Source organism: Nocardioides nitrophenolicus (genome assembly GCF_016907515.1).
In the GTDB taxonomy this organism is placed as follows: Bacteria; Actinomycetota; Actinomycetes; order Propionibacteriales; family Nocardioidaceae; genus Nocardioides; species Nocardioides nitrophenolicus.
Map to the genome: position 1 here is coordinate 4,075,314 of NZ_JAFBBY010000001.1, position 17,324 is coordinate 4,092,637.

General features: G+C 72.8%; 14 protein-coding genes. 12 read left to right on the forward strand and 2 right to left on the reverse strand.

Going from position 1 to position 17,324, the window contains the following annotated elements:
- Positions 1-92: 92 nt before the first annotated feature.
- A complete protein-coding gene (locus JOD66_RS19710; RefSeq protein ID WP_307823617.1) occupies positions 93-1,484 on the forward strand; it encodes a cytochrome ubiquinol oxidase subunit I in 1,392 nt (463 codons plus the stop codon).
- Positions 1,481-2,488 carry a cytochrome d ubiquinol oxidase subunit II gene (locus tag JOD66_RS19715; protein WP_204838514.1) on the forward strand — a complete coding sequence of 336 codons (1,008 nt, stop codon included), beginning with the start codon at positions 1,481-1,483 and terminating at the stop codon, positions 2,486-2,488. Before JOD66_RS19710 ends, JOD66_RS19715 begins: the two co-directional genes overlap by 4 nt.
- Here the strand turns inward: JOD66_RS19715 and zwf are convergent.
- Complete coding sequence (zwf, locus tag JOD66_RS19720) at positions 2,482-3,936, reverse strand: glucose-6-phosphate dehydrogenase (RefSeq protein ID WP_204838515.1); 1,455 nt, start codon at positions 3,934-3,936, stop codon at positions 2,482-2,484. The genes JOD66_RS19715 and zwf overlap by 7 nt on opposite strands.
- 151 nt (positions 3,937-4,087) lie before the next feature.
- Between zwf and JOD66_RS19725 the strand changes: the two genes are divergently transcribed.
- The 7 genes from JOD66_RS19725 (at position 4,088) to JOD66_RS19755 (ending at position 12,680) form a co-directional block, all read left to right on the forward strand.
- Positions 4,088-7,225 carry an HtaA domain-containing protein gene (locus JOD66_RS19725; RefSeq protein WP_204838516.1) on the forward strand — a complete coding sequence of 1,046 codons (3,138 nt, stop codon included), beginning with the start codon at positions 4,088-4,090 and terminating at the stop codon, positions 7,223-7,225.
- A 71-nt stretch (positions 7,226-7,296) separates the two neighbouring features.
- Positions 7,297-8,796, forward strand: a complete 1,500-nt coding sequence (gene guaB / locus JOD66_RS19730) for an IMP dehydrogenase (protein ID WP_204838517.1) — start codon at positions 7,297-7,299, stop codon at positions 8,794-8,796.
- Entirely contained in the window at positions 8,793-9,413 is a 621-nt protein-coding gene (locus JOD66_RS19735; RefSeq protein WP_204838518.1) for a TetR/AcrR family transcriptional regulator, read from the forward strand. The genes guaB and JOD66_RS19735 overlap by 4 nt, the downstream gene beginning before the upstream one ends.
- Before the next feature lie 83 nt (positions 9,414-9,496).
- Positions 9,497-10,297 (forward strand): collagen-like domain-containing protein, encoded by an 801-nt coding sequence (locus JOD66_RS29235; protein ID WP_204838519.1) that lies wholly within the window; start codon positions 9,497-9,499, stop codon positions 10,295-10,297.
- 36 nt (positions 10,298-10,333) lie between these two features.
- Entirely contained in the window at positions 10,334-10,837 is a 504-nt protein-coding gene (locus tag JOD66_RS19745; RefSeq protein WP_307823618.1) for a GNAT family N-acetyltransferase, read from the forward strand.
- 26 nt (positions 10,838-10,863) lie between these two features.
- Positions 10,864-11,970, forward strand: coding sequence for a GuaB3 family IMP dehydrogenase-related protein (locus JOD66_RS19750; RefSeq protein WP_179729596.1), 1,107 nt, complete (start codon positions 10,864-10,866; stop codon positions 11,968-11,970).
- Positions 11,970-12,680 (forward strand): carbon-nitrogen hydrolase family protein, encoded by a 711-nt coding sequence (locus JOD66_RS19755; protein WP_204838520.1) that lies wholly within the window; start codon positions 11,970-11,972, stop codon positions 12,678-12,680. Before JOD66_RS19750 ends, JOD66_RS19755 begins: the two co-directional genes overlap by 1 nt.
- A gap of 130 nt (positions 12,681-12,810) precedes the next feature.
- Here JOD66_RS19755 and JOD66_RS19760 read toward each other — a convergent pair whose 3' ends face one another.
- Complete coding sequence (locus tag JOD66_RS19760) at positions 12,811-13,401, reverse strand: TetR-like C-terminal domain-containing protein (RefSeq protein ID WP_204838521.1); 591 nt, start codon at positions 13,399-13,401, stop codon at positions 12,811-12,813.
- Positions 13,402-13,488: 87 nt separating this feature from the next.
- On the opposite strand from JOD66_RS19760, the gene JOD66_RS19765 reads away from it, so the two are divergent.
- From JOD66_RS19765 to JOD66_RS19775, 3 genes are read left to right on the forward strand one after another with little or no spacing between them, the layout of a single operon-like run.
- Positions 13,489-14,643, forward strand: coding sequence for a phosphotransferase family protein (locus JOD66_RS19765; RefSeq protein WP_307823619.1), 1,155 nt, complete (start codon positions 13,489-13,491; stop codon positions 14,641-14,643).
- A complete protein-coding gene (locus JOD66_RS19770) occupies positions 14,640-15,806 on the forward strand; it encodes an Rv3169 family protein (RefSeq protein ID WP_204838522.1) in 1,167 nt (388 codons plus the stop codon). The genes JOD66_RS19765 and JOD66_RS19770 overlap by 4 nt, the downstream gene beginning before the upstream one ends.
- Positions 15,803-17,260 (forward strand): aldehyde dehydrogenase, encoded by a 1,458-nt coding sequence (locus JOD66_RS19775; protein ID WP_204838523.1) that lies wholly within the window; start codon positions 15,803-15,805, stop codon positions 17,258-17,260. Before JOD66_RS19770 ends, JOD66_RS19775 begins: the two co-directional genes overlap by 4 nt.
- Positions 17,261-17,324 lie beyond the last annotated feature (64 nt).

The following is a 17,324-nucleotide window of genomic DNA, read 5'->3' on the forward strand; positions in this document are numbered from 1 at the left end:
CGCTGAGCCGGGTCGCTGAGCCGGCCGCCGTGTGGCGGAGGTGACACCGCCGGTGACTTTGTGAACGCATTCACAAGCGGTACGGTCGAAGAGTGCTGACCCCCGACGTCGTCACCGCCCTGACCCACCTCGTCACCGAGGCCGAACCCGCGGGCCTGATGCCCGCCCGGCAGCAGATGGCGCTCTCGCTCGGCTGGCACATCGTGCTCGCCTGCTTCGGCGTCGCGTTCCCCGCGATGATCTTCGTGATGCACCTGCGCGGCCTGCGTCGCAACGACCCGGTCGCCCTCGGCCTCGCCAAGCGCTGGGCCAAGGTCTCGGCGGTGCTGTTCGCGATCGGCGCGGTCTCGGGAACCGTGCTCAGCTTCGAGATGGGCCTGCTCTGGCCCGGCCTGATGGGGACGTACGGCGACGTCCTCGGCCTGCCCTTCGCCTTCGAGGGCCTGGCCTTCTTCCTCGAGGCGATCTTCCTCGGCATCTATCTCTACGGCTGGGGCCGGATGCCCGGCAGGCAGCACGTGCTGATGGTGCTGCCGATGGCGGTCACGGGCATCATCGGCGCCTACTGCGTGCTCGCGGTCAACGCCTGGATGAACGTGCCGACGGGCTTCCGCGTCGTCGACGGCGAGGTGACCGACGTCCAGCCGTGGCAGGTGCTGTTCAACCCGCATGCCTTCCTCCAGTTCGCCCACATGTGGGTCGGTGCCTACATGCTGGTCGGCTTCTCCATCGCCGGGGTGTACGCCGTGGGCATGCTCCGCGGCCGACGCGACGCCCACCACCGGCTCGGCTTCATGGTCCCGTTCGTGTTCGCGTCGGTCGCGGCGGTGACCCAGCCGTTCGTCGGGCACGTCCTCGGCTTCGGCCTCGACGAGCGCCAGCCGGCCAAGCTGGCGGCGTTCGAGCTGGCCGAGACGACCGAGAGCCCCTCGCCGCTGCGGCTCGGGGGAGTGCTTGTCGACGGCGAGGTGAAGTGGTCGATCGACATCCCCCGGCTCGGCTCGCTGATCGCGATGAACTCGCCGGACAAGCCGGTCCCCGGGCTCGACACCATCCCCGAGGAGGACCACCCTCCGGTCAACCTCACCCATCTGGCCTTCCAGACCATGGTCGGCATCGGCACCCTGCTCGCGGCGGCCGTCGTGCTCTTCTGGTTCCAGCGCCGGCGCGGCAGGGACCTGCTGGAGAAGCGCTGGTTCCTGCGCTTCGCCGCCGTGGCGGGACCGCTCGCCGTGATCGCGCTCGAAGCGGGCTGGGTCGCGACCGAGGTGGGCCGCCAGCCCTGGATCGTCTACGACGTCATGCGCACCACCGACGCCGTCGGCGACTACACCGCCAGCCTGTGGTGGCTGCTCGGCATCAGCACCGTCGTCTACACCGCGATGACGGTCGGCGCGGTCGTCGTGCTGCGATCGATGGCCCGGCGCTGGCGGGCCGGCGACGCCGACCTGCCGAGCCCCTACGCCCCGGAGGTCTCGTCGTGACCCTCGAGCTCGCCGTCGCCGCGGCGCTCTTCGTCGGCGTGATCGCGTACGCCGTGCTCGGCGGCGCCGACTTCGGCTCGGGCTTCTTCGACCTCACCGCGGGCAGCAGCCGGCGCGGCGCGGAGCTGCGCACCCTGGTCGACCACAGCATCGGCCCGGTCTGGGAGGCCAACCACGTCTGGCTGATCTACGTCCTGGTGATCTGGTGGACCGGCTTCCCCGAGTCCTTCGCCGCCGCGATGTCGACGCTGGTCCTCCCGCTGCTGTTCGCGCTGCTCGGCATCGTGCTGCGCGGCGCCAGCTTCGCGTTCCGCAAGTACGCCGCTACCTTGGCCCAGGCGCGCCTGTTCGGGATCGTCTTCGCGACCTCGTCGATCATCACGCCCTTCTTCCTCGGCACCGTCGCGGGCGGCATCGCCTCGGGCCGGGTGCCGCTCGACGGGGCGGGGGACCGCTGGTCGTCGTGGCTGAACCCGACCTCGCTGTTCGGTGGCGTGATCGCGGTCGGCACCTGCGCCTTCCTCGCCGGCACCTTCCTGGTCGCCGACGCGCGCCGCAGCGGCCAGGACCGGCTCGCCGAGGAGCTGCGGGTGCGGGCCCTGGGCGTGGGTGCGGCGACGGGCGCGATCGTGTTCGCCGCCCTGGTCCCGCTCGACCACGACGCCCCCACCCTGGCCGCCGGCCTGGAGGGCCGGGCCGCGCCGCTCGTCGTGCTCGCCGGACTGGCCGGCGGGGCGACCATGGTGCTGCTGTGGACCCGCCGGTACGCCGTCGCACGGGTCACCGCCGTGCTCGCGGTCGCCGCCGTGGTGTCCGGGTGGGGCGTGGGGCAGTACCCCTGGCTGCTGGTCGACGAGGTGAGCATCGCCGACGCGGCGGGCGCCACCGCGACCCTGCAGGGCCTGCTCGTCGCGGTCGGCCTGGCCGTGGTGGTCGTGGTGCCGCCGCTGGCCTACCTGTTCCGGCTCACCCAGTCCGAGGAGTGGTCCCGCCCGGATCACTGACCGTTCGGGGCGGCGGGGTGGTTGCCGAGCCGCCACCCGCCGAGCGGCAGCGCGAGGGCCGACGCGGGCCCCCAGGTGCCGGCGGCGTACGGCTCGGCGGGCGGACGGCGGTCGAGGACCGGCTGGAAGATCTCCCAGAGCCGGTCGACCTCCTCGGAGCTGATGAACAGCGTCTGGTCGCCGCGCATCACGTCGAGCAGCAGCCGCTCGTAGGCCTCGAGCGGGTCCGCGCCGGGGACGTCGCCGACCAGGTCGAGCCGGAACACGCCCTCGACCAGGGCCATGTCGGGACCGGGCCGCTTGGCGCGCACGTCGATCGCCACCCGGGGCTGGTCGGCCAGCTCGATGACCAGCTCGTTGGGCTCGGGGATGCCGCCGTCCTCGGGCTTGAGCCAGCGGTGCCGGGGGTCGCGGAACCGGACGGTGATGGTGCGGCTGCCCTCGGCCATCGCCTTGCCGGTGCGCAGGTAGAACGGGACGTCGCGCCAGCGGTCGTTGTCGATCCAGACCTCGGCGGCGACGAAGGTCTCGACGGTGGAGTCGGCGGCGACGTCGGGCTCGTCGCGGTAGCCGTCGTACTGGCCGAAGACCACCCGCTCGGGGTCGATCGGCCGCACCGCCGAGAAGGTCGCGGCCTTGGCGGCGCGGATCGCGGAGGCCCGGAACGCGTGGGGGTCCTCGAGGGCCACGAAGCCGAGCAGCTGGGCGAGGTGCGTGGTGACCATGTCGCGCAGGCAGCCGGTGCCCTCGTAGAAGCTGCCGCGGCCCTCGACGGTGAGCTTCTCCGGTACGTCGATCTGCACCGACTCGATGGTGTGCCGGTTCCACGCGGGCTCGAACAGGCCGTTGGCGAAGCGCAGGGCGAGGATGTTCTGGACCGCCTCCTTGCCGAGGAAGTGGTCGATCCGGAACACCTGGTCGCCGGCGAACGCCGAGGACAGCACGGCCTGCAGCTCGCGGGCGGTGGCGAGGTCGGTGCCGAACGGCTTCTCGGTGACCAGCCGGGAGCGGGCGACCAGGTCCTCGCGGTCGAGCATGCCGACCATGCCCTTGACCGCGCCGGGCGGGACCGACAGGTAGAGCAGCCGGCGCACGTCGCCGAGCAGGCAGCCGCAGGTCGCGAGGATCCGGTCCTCGGCCTCCTCGACCGCCCGGGCCAGCTCGCTCCCGTCGTCGGCGGAGGACGCGACGAATCGGGTCCGCTCGAGCAGCGGCCCGGCCACCGACTCGTCGACCTCGCCGACGAACTCGGCGAGCGCGTCGCGGACGTGACGGCGGAAGTCGTCGTCACTGCCGGGGGAGTGGCGGCCACTGCCGATCACCTCGAAGTGGTCGGGCAGCCGGCCGGCGGCGGCCAGCCGGTAGAGGCCGGGGAAGAGCTTGCGGGCGGCGAGGTCGCCGGTCGCGCCGAAGAGGACGAGGACGTGGGGGGAGAGGTCGGACACCACGCCCCCAGCCTCTCGGACCCGTCAAGGGCACCGGGTGTGAGAAGAAGCTTGTCGACAAGTTGTCTGGAAGTTGCATAAGGTAAGGCTTGCCTATCTTGGTGAACGGTCTCGGGTCCCGCTCGCCTCCCCCTCCGTTCCGAAAGGACCTCCGGTGACCTCGTCGTCGTCCGGGTGGCGCGCCTCCGCGCGCCCACCCCACCTGCTCCTCGTCCTGCTGACCGCGCTCTGCCTGGTGTGCCCCGCCCTGCTGCTCGCCCCGCCCGCGCGGGCCGCGGCGGCCGACGACACCGGCGACGACACGTCCGTCGCCATCGCCGACGGCACGGTCGTGTGGGGCGTGCGCGCCTCCTTCCGGCAGTACATCGGCACCGCCGGGATCACCGTCTCCGAGGGGCTGACCCAGAACGCCGACGGCGAGTTCGTGTTCGACGTCGCCGACGGCAGCTACGACCCCGACACCAAGGCGCTGCACCTCGGCCTCACCGGCACGGTGGCGTTCTCCGCCCACGGGGGTGCGCTCGACATGACCTTCCGCGACCTCGAGGTCGACATCGACGGCGAGGTGCAGGCGATCAGCGCCGACGTCGTCTCGATGGGTCTCGACGGCGTCCTGGTGGAGTACGGCCGGGTGCCGGTCGCCGCGTTCGACATCGCGTCGGTGACCCCGACCGTCGATGCCACGACCACCCGATGGACCGACCTCCCCTCGACCCTCACCGAGGAGGCCGCGCCGGCCTTCGCCGGCTTCTACCCCACCGGGGCCGCCCTGGATCTCGTCGACATCGACTACACGGGCCCGGGCGGCAAGCCCACGGTGACGACGGAGAAGGTGGTCGCCTCCGGTGCCCCGCAGTACGAGGCCGCCGGTGAGATCGACGGCCTCACCAGCGTGAGCAACCTGGTCGCCGACAGGCAGCGCGGCGTCCTCCACGTCCAGCACGTGCCGGACGGGGGGACCGGGGCCGTGCTCCAGGCCTACGACTACACCACGCTGGCGCCCCTGCCGACCGGCACCATCGGCGCGGCGAACCAGGGCTTCCCGGGCATGATCCTCGACCCCACCACCGGCGACGTGCTGATGGTCTCGGGCAGTGACCTGGTCGTCTACCGGTACGACGCCTCCTCCGGCTACGCCGCCGCGACCCTCGCCGTCGGCATCGGCACCGTGCGCGACGTCGCCTTCGACAAGGCGAGGGACCGGCTGGTCGCCCTCGGCGCCAGCGGCCTCGCCGTCCTCACCCGCGACGCAACCGCCGCCTCCGGCCTGCTCTCCACCGCGTACACCGGCGTCGCCTTCTCCGACCGTGAGGCCGTGCTCCCCGTGACCGCCACCTCGGTGTTCACCGCGTCGGCCGGCACCTCGCGCGGCGTGCGACGGATCGTGCTCACCACGGGCACCCAGACGATCGCGGCGACCCCGGTCACCGGTGTCACCGATCCCCGTGCGAAGCAGCCGGGGCTGTACGACCAGCCGACGATGGTCTTCCGCGACGCGGCGGGCTTCTGGGTCTCGCCCTACAGCGGCGACAAGCACCGGATCGGGGTCGTCGACGGCGCCTACGCCGGCACCGGCGACTGGCTCGGCGCCACCGGTGGCTCCTTCCTCGCCGATCGCATGGAGCAGGACACCTTCTCGGCGATCATGCTTGACTTCTCCGGCCGCCGGGTGCGGATCTGGAACCAGGACGGCTGGACCGACCTCAGCGTCCCGGGGCTCGGCGCCGACTCGTTCTTCAACTACCTCGGCGGTGACATCGGCACCGACCAGAGCGTCTTCGTCGCCAGCACCACGGGCGACGACCGGGTGCTCAAGTTCTCCCTCGCCGGGATCGCCCCGACGGCGACCGAGTCGCCGGCGGACCGCACCATCCGGCTCGAGAAGGACGTCGCCACCCAGGACGTCCAGCTCACCGCCGCCTTCGCCGACAGTGACTCCCTGCGCTGGCAGACCCGCGCCAGCAGCAGCGCCAAGTGGGCCGACGTGTCGGGCGCCACCACCGCCGCACTGACCTGGCCGGCGACCAGCGACGACAACGGCCGTCAGTTCCGGGTGCTCGCCACCAACGCGTACGCCACCAGCACGTCGGCTGTCGCCGACCTGACCGTCGAGTTCTTCCCGCGCGTCGCGGCGCCGCCGGACGACCTGACCGTCGGCACCGGCGACGACGCCCTGTTCAAGGTGATGCCGGCCGGCCACCCGTACCCGGACATCACCTGGCAGCGCAAGGTCGGCGGATTCTGGCAGAACGTCGACGAGGACGACGAGAGCATCGCCGTCGACGGCGGCTTCCTCACCGTGCTCGACGCCGGCACCGAGCAGTCCGGCACCCAGCTGAGGGCCCGGCTCTCCAACGCCGTCGGTACGACGTACACCCGCACCGCGACGCTGACCGTGGCCGCTCCCTCCGCCGTGCGCCGCGAGGTGAGCGGCGGCACGCTCGCCTGGGGCGTCAAGAAGTCCTTCCGCGACTACCTGGCCGGCCCGATCGCCCACGGCAGCGTCGCCGTGAGCGACGGGGTCGTCCAGAGGAACGACGGCACCTTCACCTTCCCGGTCACCGGGGGGTGGAGCGACCCGGCTCAGGGTGCGGCGGAGGTCCGCCTCGGCGGCACGGTGCGCCTCACCGGCCACGACGGCCCGCCCACCTGTGCGGTGGAGAGCTCGCCGTGCCTGGCGCTGACCATCAGCGACCCGGTGCTGCGCCTGTCCGGCACGACGGGCGAGCTGGTCGCCGACGTCACGTCCAAGGACCAGACCACGCACGAGCTGGTGTCGTACCCGGGCGTCGTCCTCGCCGAGCTCGACGCGCAGGGCTGGAAGGCGGTCGGCGACCGGATCACCGGTGGCGCGCTGCCCGCGACCCTGACCGGATCCGGCGCGGCCGCGTTCGCCGGCTTCTACGAGGCCGGTGCCGGCCTCGACCCGGTCACCCTCGACGGGATCCTCGGCGCCGAGATCACCGACCCCGTGATCACTCCGCCGGCCGCCGCCGGCAAGGCCGACGTCGCCCTTGACTGGCGCTTCAAGCGGGCCAAGGTCCGCAAGGGAAAGCGGGCCGTGATCGTGGTCGACCCGCGCCTGGTCGGGACGGCGGGCCAGCCCACCGGTCAGATCGTGGTCCGCGAAGGCGGCAAGGTGCTCGCCACCCTGCGCCTCGGTGCCGCGAGCCGGGTCAGGATCCGGCTGCCGCGCCTGGCCAGGGGTCGCCACTTCGTACGCCTCGAGCTGGCCGGCAGCGCGACGCAGGAGCCGGTCGTGACGGCGTACCGGAAGCTGGTCGTCCGGTAGCCCCGGCCGCGGGGTCGCGCCCGGTCCGGACCGGGCCGGGCGTGACCCCGATCACGGCCTAGACTGGTCGGGTGGAGGTCCCCGACAAGTTCGCCGCGCTCGGTCTCACCTACGACGACGTCCTGCTGCTGCCCGGTCATTCCGACCTGGCGCCCGACGACATCGACACCACCTCGCGGCTGACCCGCGAGATCTCGCTGAGGTCGCCGCTGATCAGTGCGGCGATGGACACGGTCACCGAGTCCCGGATGGCGATCGCGATGGCGCGCCAGGGCGGCATCGGCATCCTGCACCGCAACCTGTCCGCCGAGGAGCAGGCCTACCAGGTCGACCTCGTCAAGCGGACCCAGACCGGCATCATCTCCAACCCGGTCACCATCGGCCCCGACGCGACCCTCGAGGAGCTGGACCGGATCTGCGGCGAGTACCGCGTCTCCGGTCTCCCCGTCGTCGACGCCGACAACCGGCTGCTCGGCATCTGCACCAACCGCGACCTGCGGTTCACCCCCGTCGCGGAGTGGGCCACCACCAAGGTCGACGAGGTGATGACGCCGATGCCGCTGGTCACCGGCTCGGTCGGCATCTCCCGCGACGACGCCACCGCGCTGCTGCGCAAGCACAAGCGCGAGCGGCTGCCCCTGGTCGACGCCGACGGCCGCCTCGGCGGACTGATCACGGTCAAGGACTTCGTGAAGTCCGAGCAGTTCCCGCTCGCGTCCAAGGACGCCGACGGCCGGCTCATGGTCGGCGCCGCGATCGGCTACTTCGGCGACGCGTGGGAGCGGGCCACCGGCCTGATCGAGGCGGGCGTCGACGTCCTCGTCGCCGACACCGCCCACGGCCACGTCACGCTCCTGCTCGACATGGTCCGCCGGCTCAAGTCCGACCCGGCCACCCGGCACGTCCAGGTCATCGGCGGCAACGTCGCGACCCGGGAGGGCGCCCAGGCCTTCGTCGACGCGGGCGCCGACGCCGTCAAGGTCGGCTTCGGTCCCGGCTCCATCTGCACCACCCGCGTCGTCACCGGCTGCGGCGTCCCCCAGGTGACCGCGGTCTACGAGGCGTCCCTCGCGGCCGGGCCGGCCGGCGTACCCGTGATCGCCGACGGCGGCCTGCAGCAGTCCGGCGACATCGCGAAGGCGATCGTCGCGGGCGCCGAGTCGGTCATGATCGGCTCGATGCTCGCCGGCTGCGAGGAGTCGCCGGGCGAGGTCGTCTTCCACCAGGGCAAGCAGTACAAGGCCTACCGCGGGATGGGCTCCCTCGGCGCGATGTCCTCGCGCGGCAAGAAGTCCTACTCCAAGGACCGCTACTTCCAGGCCGAGGTCACCAGCGACGACAAGATCGTCCCCGAGGGCATCGAGGGCCGGGTCGCCTACAAGGGCCCGCTCGCCGGCGTCGCCCACCAGCTGCTCGGCGGGCTGTCCCAGTCGATGTTCTACGTCGGCGCGCGCACCATCCCGGAGCTGCAGGAGAAGGGGCGGTTCATCCGGATCACCTCGGCCTCGCTCAAGGAGAGCCACCCCCACGACATCGAGATGACCGTCGAGGCGCCCAACTACCACCGGTGAGCGCGTCGAAGCGTCCCTACGACGCCTCACGGCGCCGGGCCGCGGCCCAGGAGCGACGAGATCGGATCGTCGACGTCGCGGCCGCGATGTTCGCCGCTGACGGCTGGGGCGCGACGACGATGGCCCGCGTGGCCGCCGACGCCGGCGTCTCCGTCGAGCTGGTCACCACGGCGTACCCCACGAAGGGCGCGCTGGCCATGGCCGCGCTGCAGCGGGTGAGCTTCGGCGGCGACCGCGACCTGACCACGGCTTTCGCCGAGCTCGGCCTGGATGCGCGCCCTCCGGGGGAGCGACTGGACGTCATCGTCGACTTCGCGGTGCGCTCGCTCGTCCCGATGGCGCCGCTCATCCCGGCTCTGCAGGTCGCCGAGGCGCTCGACGCGGCGGCGGCGCAGGAGGTCGAGGAGGGCAACCGGCGACACGTCGCCGCGTCCCGCACGCTGGCGCGGGCCTTCGTCGACGAGCCGTCCGACCACCTGGTCGACGAGGTCTACCTGCTCACCAAGGGAGAGACGTTCGTGGTGCTGACCGGCGAGCGGGGGTGGACCGTCGCGCAGTACGCGTCCTGGTTGCGGGCGAGTCTGGCGCGACTTCTCGTCGTCGACGAGACCGGCTGAGCTCCGGCATTCCCGGGACACGGGTCGCGAAATTCGTTACGGTCGCAGGTATCGAATATCTCGAACCCGTCCGGAGGCCCTCCATGTCCCGTGTCCGTGGGCTCGCAGCCCTGCTCCAGCGGTCACTGTCCCTGACCGTCCTGCTCCTCGCGACCGCCGTGGTCGCCCTCGGCGGCGGCGTCGCGGTGGGGGCGACGCTCTCCTCCTCCCCGGACGGCGCGATCCGCGCCTGCGTCGCGAAGAAGTCGGGCGCGGTCCGGATCACCGAAGCCAGGTGCCGCAAGGGCGAGAAGGTCCTCGTGTGGAGCCAGCGGGGACCGCAGGGCGACGTCGGCGCGCCCGGGCCGTCCGGTACCGACGGTGCGCTCGGGCCCTCCGGTGCCGACGGTGCGCTCGGCCCGCAGGGCGAGGTGGGTCCGCAGGGCGAGGTGGGTCCGCAGGGCGAGGCGGGTCCGACCGGTCCGAAGGGTGACGCCGGCGCGACGGGCCCGCAGGGGCCGAAGGGCGACACCGGCGCGAGCGGCCCGCAGGGCCCCAGGGGAGAGACCGGTGCGACCGGTGCGACCGGCGCGACCGGTTCCCGGGGTCCGACGGGCGCCACCGGAGCGCCCGGGATCTCCGGCTACACGCAGGTCTACGAGATCCAGACGGTTCCCTCGGAGATCACCGTCTCGAAGACGGCGCAGTGTCCGGCCGGCAAGAACGTGCTCGGCGGTGGCTTCATCGCCGAGAAGGAGGGGGGCGGCGCCATCGGCACGGGCGGGGCGTACGTCCACGAGAGCTATCCGACCAACGGGCAGACCGCATGGACGGTTCGGGTGGCCAACACCTCCTCCAACGCGATCAGGTTCACCGTCTACGCCCTGTGCGCGCGGGTCGAGTGACGGCACCAGCCGGCCGATGGCTCTATCGTCGTCGGCGTGAGCGACCTGGTGATCCGCCCCTGCCGCGACGACGACTGGTCGGCTCTCGCTTCGATCATCACCGAGGTCCTGGCGGCCGGTGAGACGTACGCCGTCCCGGTGCTCGACGACGCCGAGGCCCGCGACTTCTGGCTGGGCCAGCCCGGCGCGGTCGCCGTGGCCGAGCTCGACGGGGTGGTCGTCGGCACCGCGAAGATGGGCCCGAACCGGCCGGCCCAGGGCAGTCACATCGGCACGGCGTCGTTCATGGTCTCCGGCGCCGCCCGGGGCGCGGGCGTGGGCCGGGCGCTCGGCGAGCACGTCGTCGCCTGGCACCGGGAGCAGGGCTTCGCGGGCATCCAGTTCAACGCGGTCGTCACCACCAACACCGCGGCGGTCGCGCTGTGGCGCAGCCTCGGCTTCGAGGTGATCGGCACCGTCCCGGGTGCCTTCCGGCGACCCGACGGCAGTCTCGCCGGGCTGCACGTCATGTTCCTCGACCTCGCCGGCATGCGGCCCTGAGCCCCGGCCCCGATATCCTCGTCGGCGTGAGCGACATCGAGATCGGCCGCGCCAAGCGGGCCCGGACGGCGTACTCCTTCGACGACATCGCGATCGTGCCCTCGCGGCGCACCCGCGACCCCGAGGAGGTCAGCGTGGACTGGCAGATCGACGCCTACCGGTTCTCCCTGCCGATCCTCGCGGCGCCGATGGACTCGGTGATGTCGCCGAGGACCGCGATCGACTTCGGTCGGTTCGGCGGCCTCGGGGTGCTCAACCTCGAGGGCCTGTGGACGCGCTACGACGACCCGCAGCCCCTCCTCGACGAGGTCGCCGGCCTGCAGGGGGTCGAGGCGACCCGGCGCCTGCAGGAGATCTACACCGAGCCGATCAAGGCCGAGCTGATCACCGAGCGGCTGCGCGAGGTGCGCGAGGCCGGCGTGACCGTGGCGGGCTCGCTGTCGCCGCAGCGCACCAAGGAGTTCGCGAAGACGGTGACCGACGCCGGCGTCGACCTGTTCGTCATCCGCGGCACCACCGTCTCGGCCGAGCACGTCTCCAGCCAGGCCGAGCCGCTGAACCTCAAGGAGTTCATCTACGAGCTCGACGTGCCGGTCATCGTCGGCGGCTGCGCGACCCACCAGGCCGCACTGCACCTGATGCGCACCGGCGCGGCCGGCGTCCTCGTCGGCTTCGGCGGCGGTGCCGCCCACACCACCCGCACCGTCCTCGGCATCTCGGTGCCGATGGCCTCCGCCGTCGCCGACGTCGCCGCGGCGCGCCGCGACTACCTCGACGAGTCGGGCGGCCGCTACGTCCACGTCATCGCCGACGGCTCCATCGGCACGTCGGGCGACCTCGCCAAGGCGATCGCCTGCGGCGCCGACGCCGTCATGGTCGGCTCGCCGTTCGCGCGCGCCACCGACGCCCCCGGCCGCGGCTTCCACTGGGGCGCCGAGGCGCACCACGCCGACCTGCCCCGCGGCCAGCGGGTCCAGTTCGACCAGGTCGGCACCATCGAGGAGATCCTGTTCGGGCCCTCCCGGGTCGCCGACGGCACCATGAACCTGGTCGGCGCCCTCAAGCGCTCGATGGCCACGACCGGCTACACCGAGCTCAAGGAGTTCCAGCGCGTCGAGGTCGTCGCGCACTGATGATCGTCGCCGCGGCGCAGGCCGAGGCCCGCGCCGGCGAGCTCGCCCACAACGTCGCCACCGCCGCCCGCCTGGTCGCCGCGGCGGGCGAGCGGGGCGCCCGGGTGGTGGTGCTCCCGGAGGCATTCCTGACCGGGTACGACGCGAGCGCGTTCCGCGGCGACCTCCCGACCCCCGTCGACCTGGCCGGCCCGCTCCTCGACCCGGTGCGCACGGCCTGCGCGGCGGGCGGGACGACCGCGGTCGTCTCGACCGCCCTGCGCCGCGACCACGGCCGGACCCTCGCCGCCGTGGTCGTCGAGCCCGACGGCACCACCTCGGCGCCGTACGACAAGCAGCACCTCGACGGCGACGAGCCCACCTGGTTCGTCCCCGGCGAGCATCCCGCCACCATCACCGTCGACGGCCGGGTCCTCGCGCTCTCGATCTGCCGCGACGGCAGCGTCCCGGAGCACGCCGCGCTCGCCGCGGCGGCCGGCGCGTCGGCGTACCTCGCCTCGGTCGCGTACTTCCCCGGCGGCGCCCGCCGCCTCGACGTCACCTACGCCGCCCGCGCGCTCGACCACGGGCTGCACGTCGTCGTCGCCGGGCTGACGGGTCGCTGTGGACCGTCTACCTTCATCGGCGGCTCCGCGATCTACGGTCCCGACGCCGAGGCGCTGGCCCGGCTCGGCGACGAAGAGGGCCTGGCGCTGGCCGACATCGGCTAGGCGGGTGGTGCGGGGGCCGGGTTGAGCGTCGTACCCGGCATCCGGGTCGCCTCCCGGCCGGATCCACGCCCCGAATGCCGGGTACGACGAGTCCCACCCGCCCGGGTACACCCACCCCAGACGCGGACGGCTAGGGACGCAGGCTGCGCACCAGGCTGTCGGTGAGCCGGTCGGCCCAGGCGTCGTCGAGCTGTCCGGGGGTGAGCAGCACGCCGGCGATGACGGCGCCGATGACCAGGCGGAGCAGGTCGTCGGCGCGGGCGTCGGGGTGGGCCTCCCCGGCGGCCACCGCGACGGCGAGCCGCTCGTCGATCGCCCGGAACGAGCCGGCGAAGCGCTCCAGCATGGCGGCGTGCAGGTCGGGCCAGGTGGTGATCTCGGCGAGCAGCGCGGGCAGGGCGGCCGCGCCGACGGGGGAGCAGAGGGCGTCACGGGCGCCGCGGACGATGCCGGCGAGGTCCTCCTCGAGCGAGCCGCCGAGGTGCAGGTCGAGGGCGAGGTCGCTGGGGAAGGCGGCCTCGTGGACCAGGTGCGGCAGGGCGGGCCAGCGCCGGTAGAGCGCCGCCTTGGTGGTGCCGGCCCGGGCGGCGACGGCGGAGACGGTCACGGCGGCGTACCCGCCCTCGGCGAGGAGTGCGCGCACCGCGGCGAGCGCGGCCTGCTCGATCCGCGGGTCTCGTGGCCGGCCGGTGGCCCGCGCGGTGGAGATCTCCGTCCCCATGCCTCTTCCCCTCTTTCGATACCGAGGGTACCGTAACGCTCGTCGTGACATAGAACACGTTCTAGTAGCGTGGAGTCAGGAGGACCCGTGACCGAGCCGTTGCCCGCAGAGATCGCCGAGATGACCCTGCAGCGGTCCAGCCGCGACCAGGGTGCGGTCCACGACCGCCTCGAGGAGTGGCTGAGCGGCGTGCTGCCCGAGGGCGCCGCGCCCGAGGTCACCCTCCACGACGGGATCCAGACCAACGGGATGTCCAGCGAGACCGTGCTGCTCGCGATCACCACCACCGAGGACGGAGCCCGCGTCACCCGCGAGTACGTCGCCCGGGTGGCCCCGGCGGCCGGCGACCTGCCGGTCTTCGCGGAGTACCGGCTCACCGACCAGTACGACGCCATGCGGCTCGCCGGCGAGCTGGCCGGCGTACCGGTGCCGACGGTCGGGCTCAACGAGCCGACGGGGGAGGTGCTCGGCACCCCGTTCTTCCTGATGGACCGGCTCGACGGCGCGGTGCCGCCCGACGTGCTGCCGTACCCGTTCGGCGACAACTGGCTCTACGACGCCGCGCCGGACCAGCAGGAGCGGCTGCAGCGCGGCACCGTCGAGGTGCTCGCGAAGCTGCACGGCATCCCCGACGCGGCGACGACCTTCGCCTTCCTCGACCCCGAGGTCACCGGGCACGAGGGCGCGACGCCGCTGGCGCGCAACCTGGCCAAGACCCGGGCCTGGTACGAGTACGCCATCACCACCGCGGAGCCGAGCCCGCGCTCGCCGCTGATCGAGCGCGGCCTGGCCTGGCTCGGGGCGAACCTCCCCGCGGAGGAGGGCGAGCCGGTGCTGGTGTGGGGCGACGCCCGGATCGGCAACATGATGTACCGCGACTTCACGCCGGTCGCCGTCCTCGACTGGGAGATGGCCACGCTCGGCCCCCGCGAGATGGACCTGGCCTGGCTGGTCTTCGCCCACCAGGTCTTCCAGGAGATCGCGACCATGCTCGGCCTGCCCGGCATGCCCGACTTCCTGGCCACCGAGGACGTCGTCGCGACCTACCGCGAGCTGACCGGCGTCGAGCCCGGCGACCTGACCTGGTACCTGCTGCACGCCGCCGTCAACTGGGGCTGCGTGTTCCTGCGCACCAGCGCGCGCCAGATCCACTTCGGCGAGATCGAGCGGCCCGCGGACCCCGAGTCCGTCTTCCACCACCGCCCGCTCCTCGAGCGGCTGCTCGAGGAGGTCGGCGCATGAGCCTGCACGACGAGTACGTCGGCCTCGGCCCGCTCGACGAGTTCCCGATCCACCAGCTCCCGCGCCCGGTGGCCTGGGCCGGGAGCAGCGACCGGAACTTCTACGACCGCTGCTACCTCAACGCCCACGACCGCACCGGCGACCTGTTCCTCATCACCGGGCTCGGCTTCTACCCGAACCTCGGCACCAAGGACGCCTTCGTCCTGCTCCGCCGCGGCGACGAGCAGACCGCCCTCCACCTCGGCGACGCCGCCGACCCGCGCGGCGCCGACCGGATGGCCCAGCAGGTCGGCAACTACCGGGTCGAGGTGGTCGAGCCGCTCCACAAGCTGCGCCTGGTGCTGGAGGAGACCGAGGGGATCGCGATGGACCTGACCTGGGAGGGCTCCTTCCCGGTCGTCCAGGAGCTGCCCCACGTGATGCGCCAGGGCAGCGGTACGACGCTCGACGCGCAGCGCTTCGCCCAGCTCGGGACCTGGGAGGGCGTGCTCAGCGTCGACGGCACCGACATCGAGGTCACCCCCGACCGCTGGGTCGGCTCGCGGGACCGCTCGTGGGGCATCCGCCCGGTGGGGGAGGCGGCGCCCGCCGGCAAGCCCGCGGACCCGGCGTTCGAGGGCATGTGGTGGCTCTACGTGCCGCTGCGCTTCGAGGAGTTCTGCGTCGTCGTCATCATCCAGGAGACGCCGGACGGCTTCCGCACGCTCAACGACTGCACGCGGGTCTGGCGCGACGGGCGGGTCGAGCAGCTCGGCTGGCCGCGGGTGACGATCCGCTACACGCCCGGCACCCGGATCCCGACCGGCGCCACCATCGCGTGCACCACGCCCGACGGCAAGGAGCTCGTGCTCGAGGTCGCCTCGAAGCTGCCCGTGCCGATCCACGTCGGCGGCGGCTACGGCGGCGACTCCGACTGGACCCACGGCATGTGGAAGGGCGCCGGCTTCACCGAGCGGCTCACCTACGACATGAACGACCCTGCCGTCGCCGGCCGGGTGATGTTCGGCGTGATCGACCATGTCGGGCAGGCCACCGTGCACGGCGCCGGGGCCGGCGTACCGGACGGTGCCGAGGGGTGGGGCCTGTTCGAGCACGGCGCCCTCGGGCGGCACGACCCCTCGGGATTCAGCGACTGGTTCGATCTGGCCAAGGAGAACTCATGACGACCCTCGACCGCGACGCCCTCTTCATCGGCGGCACCTGGGCCAAGCCCGCGACGGACGCCGTGCTGGAGGTGGTCTCGCCGCACTCGGAGGAGATGGTCGCGCGGGTGCCGGAGGGCAGCACCGCCGACATCGACGCGGCCGTAGCGGCCGCGCGGAAGGCGTTCGACGAGGGGCCGTGGCCCCGGCTGAGCCCGGCCGAGCGGATCGACGTCGTCCAGAGCCTGTCCGGCCTGTACGCCGCCCGGCTCGAGGACATGGCGAGCGTCATCTCCACCGAGATGGGCTCGCCGATCTCGTTCAGCTCGCTCGCGCAGGCGCCGGCCCCATGGATGCAGATCGAGGCATTCCTCGGCATCGCGCGGGAGTTCCCGTGGGAGGAGCGGCGCCCGGGTGTGCTCGGCGCGGACGTCGTCGTACGGCACGAGCCGGTGGGCGTCGTCGCGGCCATCCCGCCGTGGAACGTCCCCCAGTTCACGATCCTGTCGAAGCTCGTGCCGGCCCTCCTGGCCGGGTGCACCGTCGTGGTGAAGCCCGCGCCGGAGACCCCGCTGGACGCCTACCTGCTGGCCGAGCTGCTCGTCGAGGCCGGCGTACCCGAGGGCGTGGTGTCGATCGTCGCGGGTGGTCGCGAGGTGGGGGAGCACCTGGTGCGCCACCCCGGCGTCGACAAGGTCGCCTTCACCGGCTCCACCGCCGCGGGCCGCAAGATCGGCGCGATCTGCGGCGAGCAGCTCAAGCGGGTCTCCCTCGAGCTCGGCGGCAAGTCCGCCGCGATCATCCTCGACGACGCCGACGAGGCCGCCGCGATCGAGGGCCTGAAATTCCTCGGCGTGATGAACTCCGGCCAGGCCTGCGTCGCGCAGACCCGGGTCCTGGTCTCGCGCGAGCGGCACGACGCGTTCGCTGAGGCACTGGCCTCGGCGATCGGCGCCATGAAGGTCGGCGACCCGCTCGACCCCGCCACCGAGATCGGCCCCATGGTCGCGCGGCGCCAGCAGGAGCGGGTGGCGTCGTACATCCGGCTCGGGCAGGAGGAGGGCGCCCGGCTGCTGACCGGCGGCGAGGGCCGCCCCGACGGACTCGACCGCGGCTGGTACGTCCGCCCGACCGTCTTCGCCGGCGTCGACAACACCATGCGGATCGCCCAGGAGGAGATCTTCGGCCCGGTCCTCTCGGTCATCCCCTACGCCGACGTGGCCGACGCGATCCGGATCGCCAACGACTCCGAGTACGGCCTGGCCGGCACCGTGTGGACCGCCGACCAGGAGGTCGGGCTCGATGTCGCCCGCGGCGTGCGGACCGGCACCTACGGCGTCAACACCTACACCATGGACTTCGCGGCGCCCTTCGGTGGCTTCAAGGCCTCCGGGCTGGGCCGGGAGTTCGGGCCGGAGGGGCTGGCGCAGTACACCGAGGCGAAGTCGGTGTACCTGCCGCCGCCGGCGATGTAGCGGGCGACGGCGACGGAAAAGTTGTCACGCGGATGACAAAATAAGCTCCTCCAGCAGGTTGGTG

Excerpts from the sequence above, each read along its gene's own strand:
- JOD66_RS29235 (WP_204838519.1), top strand. The coding sequence starts at position 9,497 with ATGTCCCGTGTCCGTGGGCTCGCAGCCCTGCTCCAGCGGTCACTGTCC.
- JOD66_RS19755 (WP_204838520.1), top strand. The coding sequence starts at position 11,970 with ATGATCGTCGCCGCGGCGCAGGCCGAGGCCCGCGCCGGCGAGCTCGCC.
- JOD66_RS19760 (WP_204838521.1), bottom strand. The coding sequence starts at position 13,401 with ATGGGGACGGAGATCTCCACCGCGCGGGCCACCGGCCGGCCACGAGAC.
- JOD66_RS19770 (WP_204838522.1), top strand. The coding sequence starts at position 14,640 with ATGAGCCTGCACGACGAGTACGTCGGCCTCGGCCCGCTCGACGAGTTC.
- JOD66_RS19775 (WP_204838523.1), top strand. The coding sequence starts at position 15,803 with ATGACGACCCTCGACCGCGACGCCCTCTTCATCGGCGGCACCTGGGCC.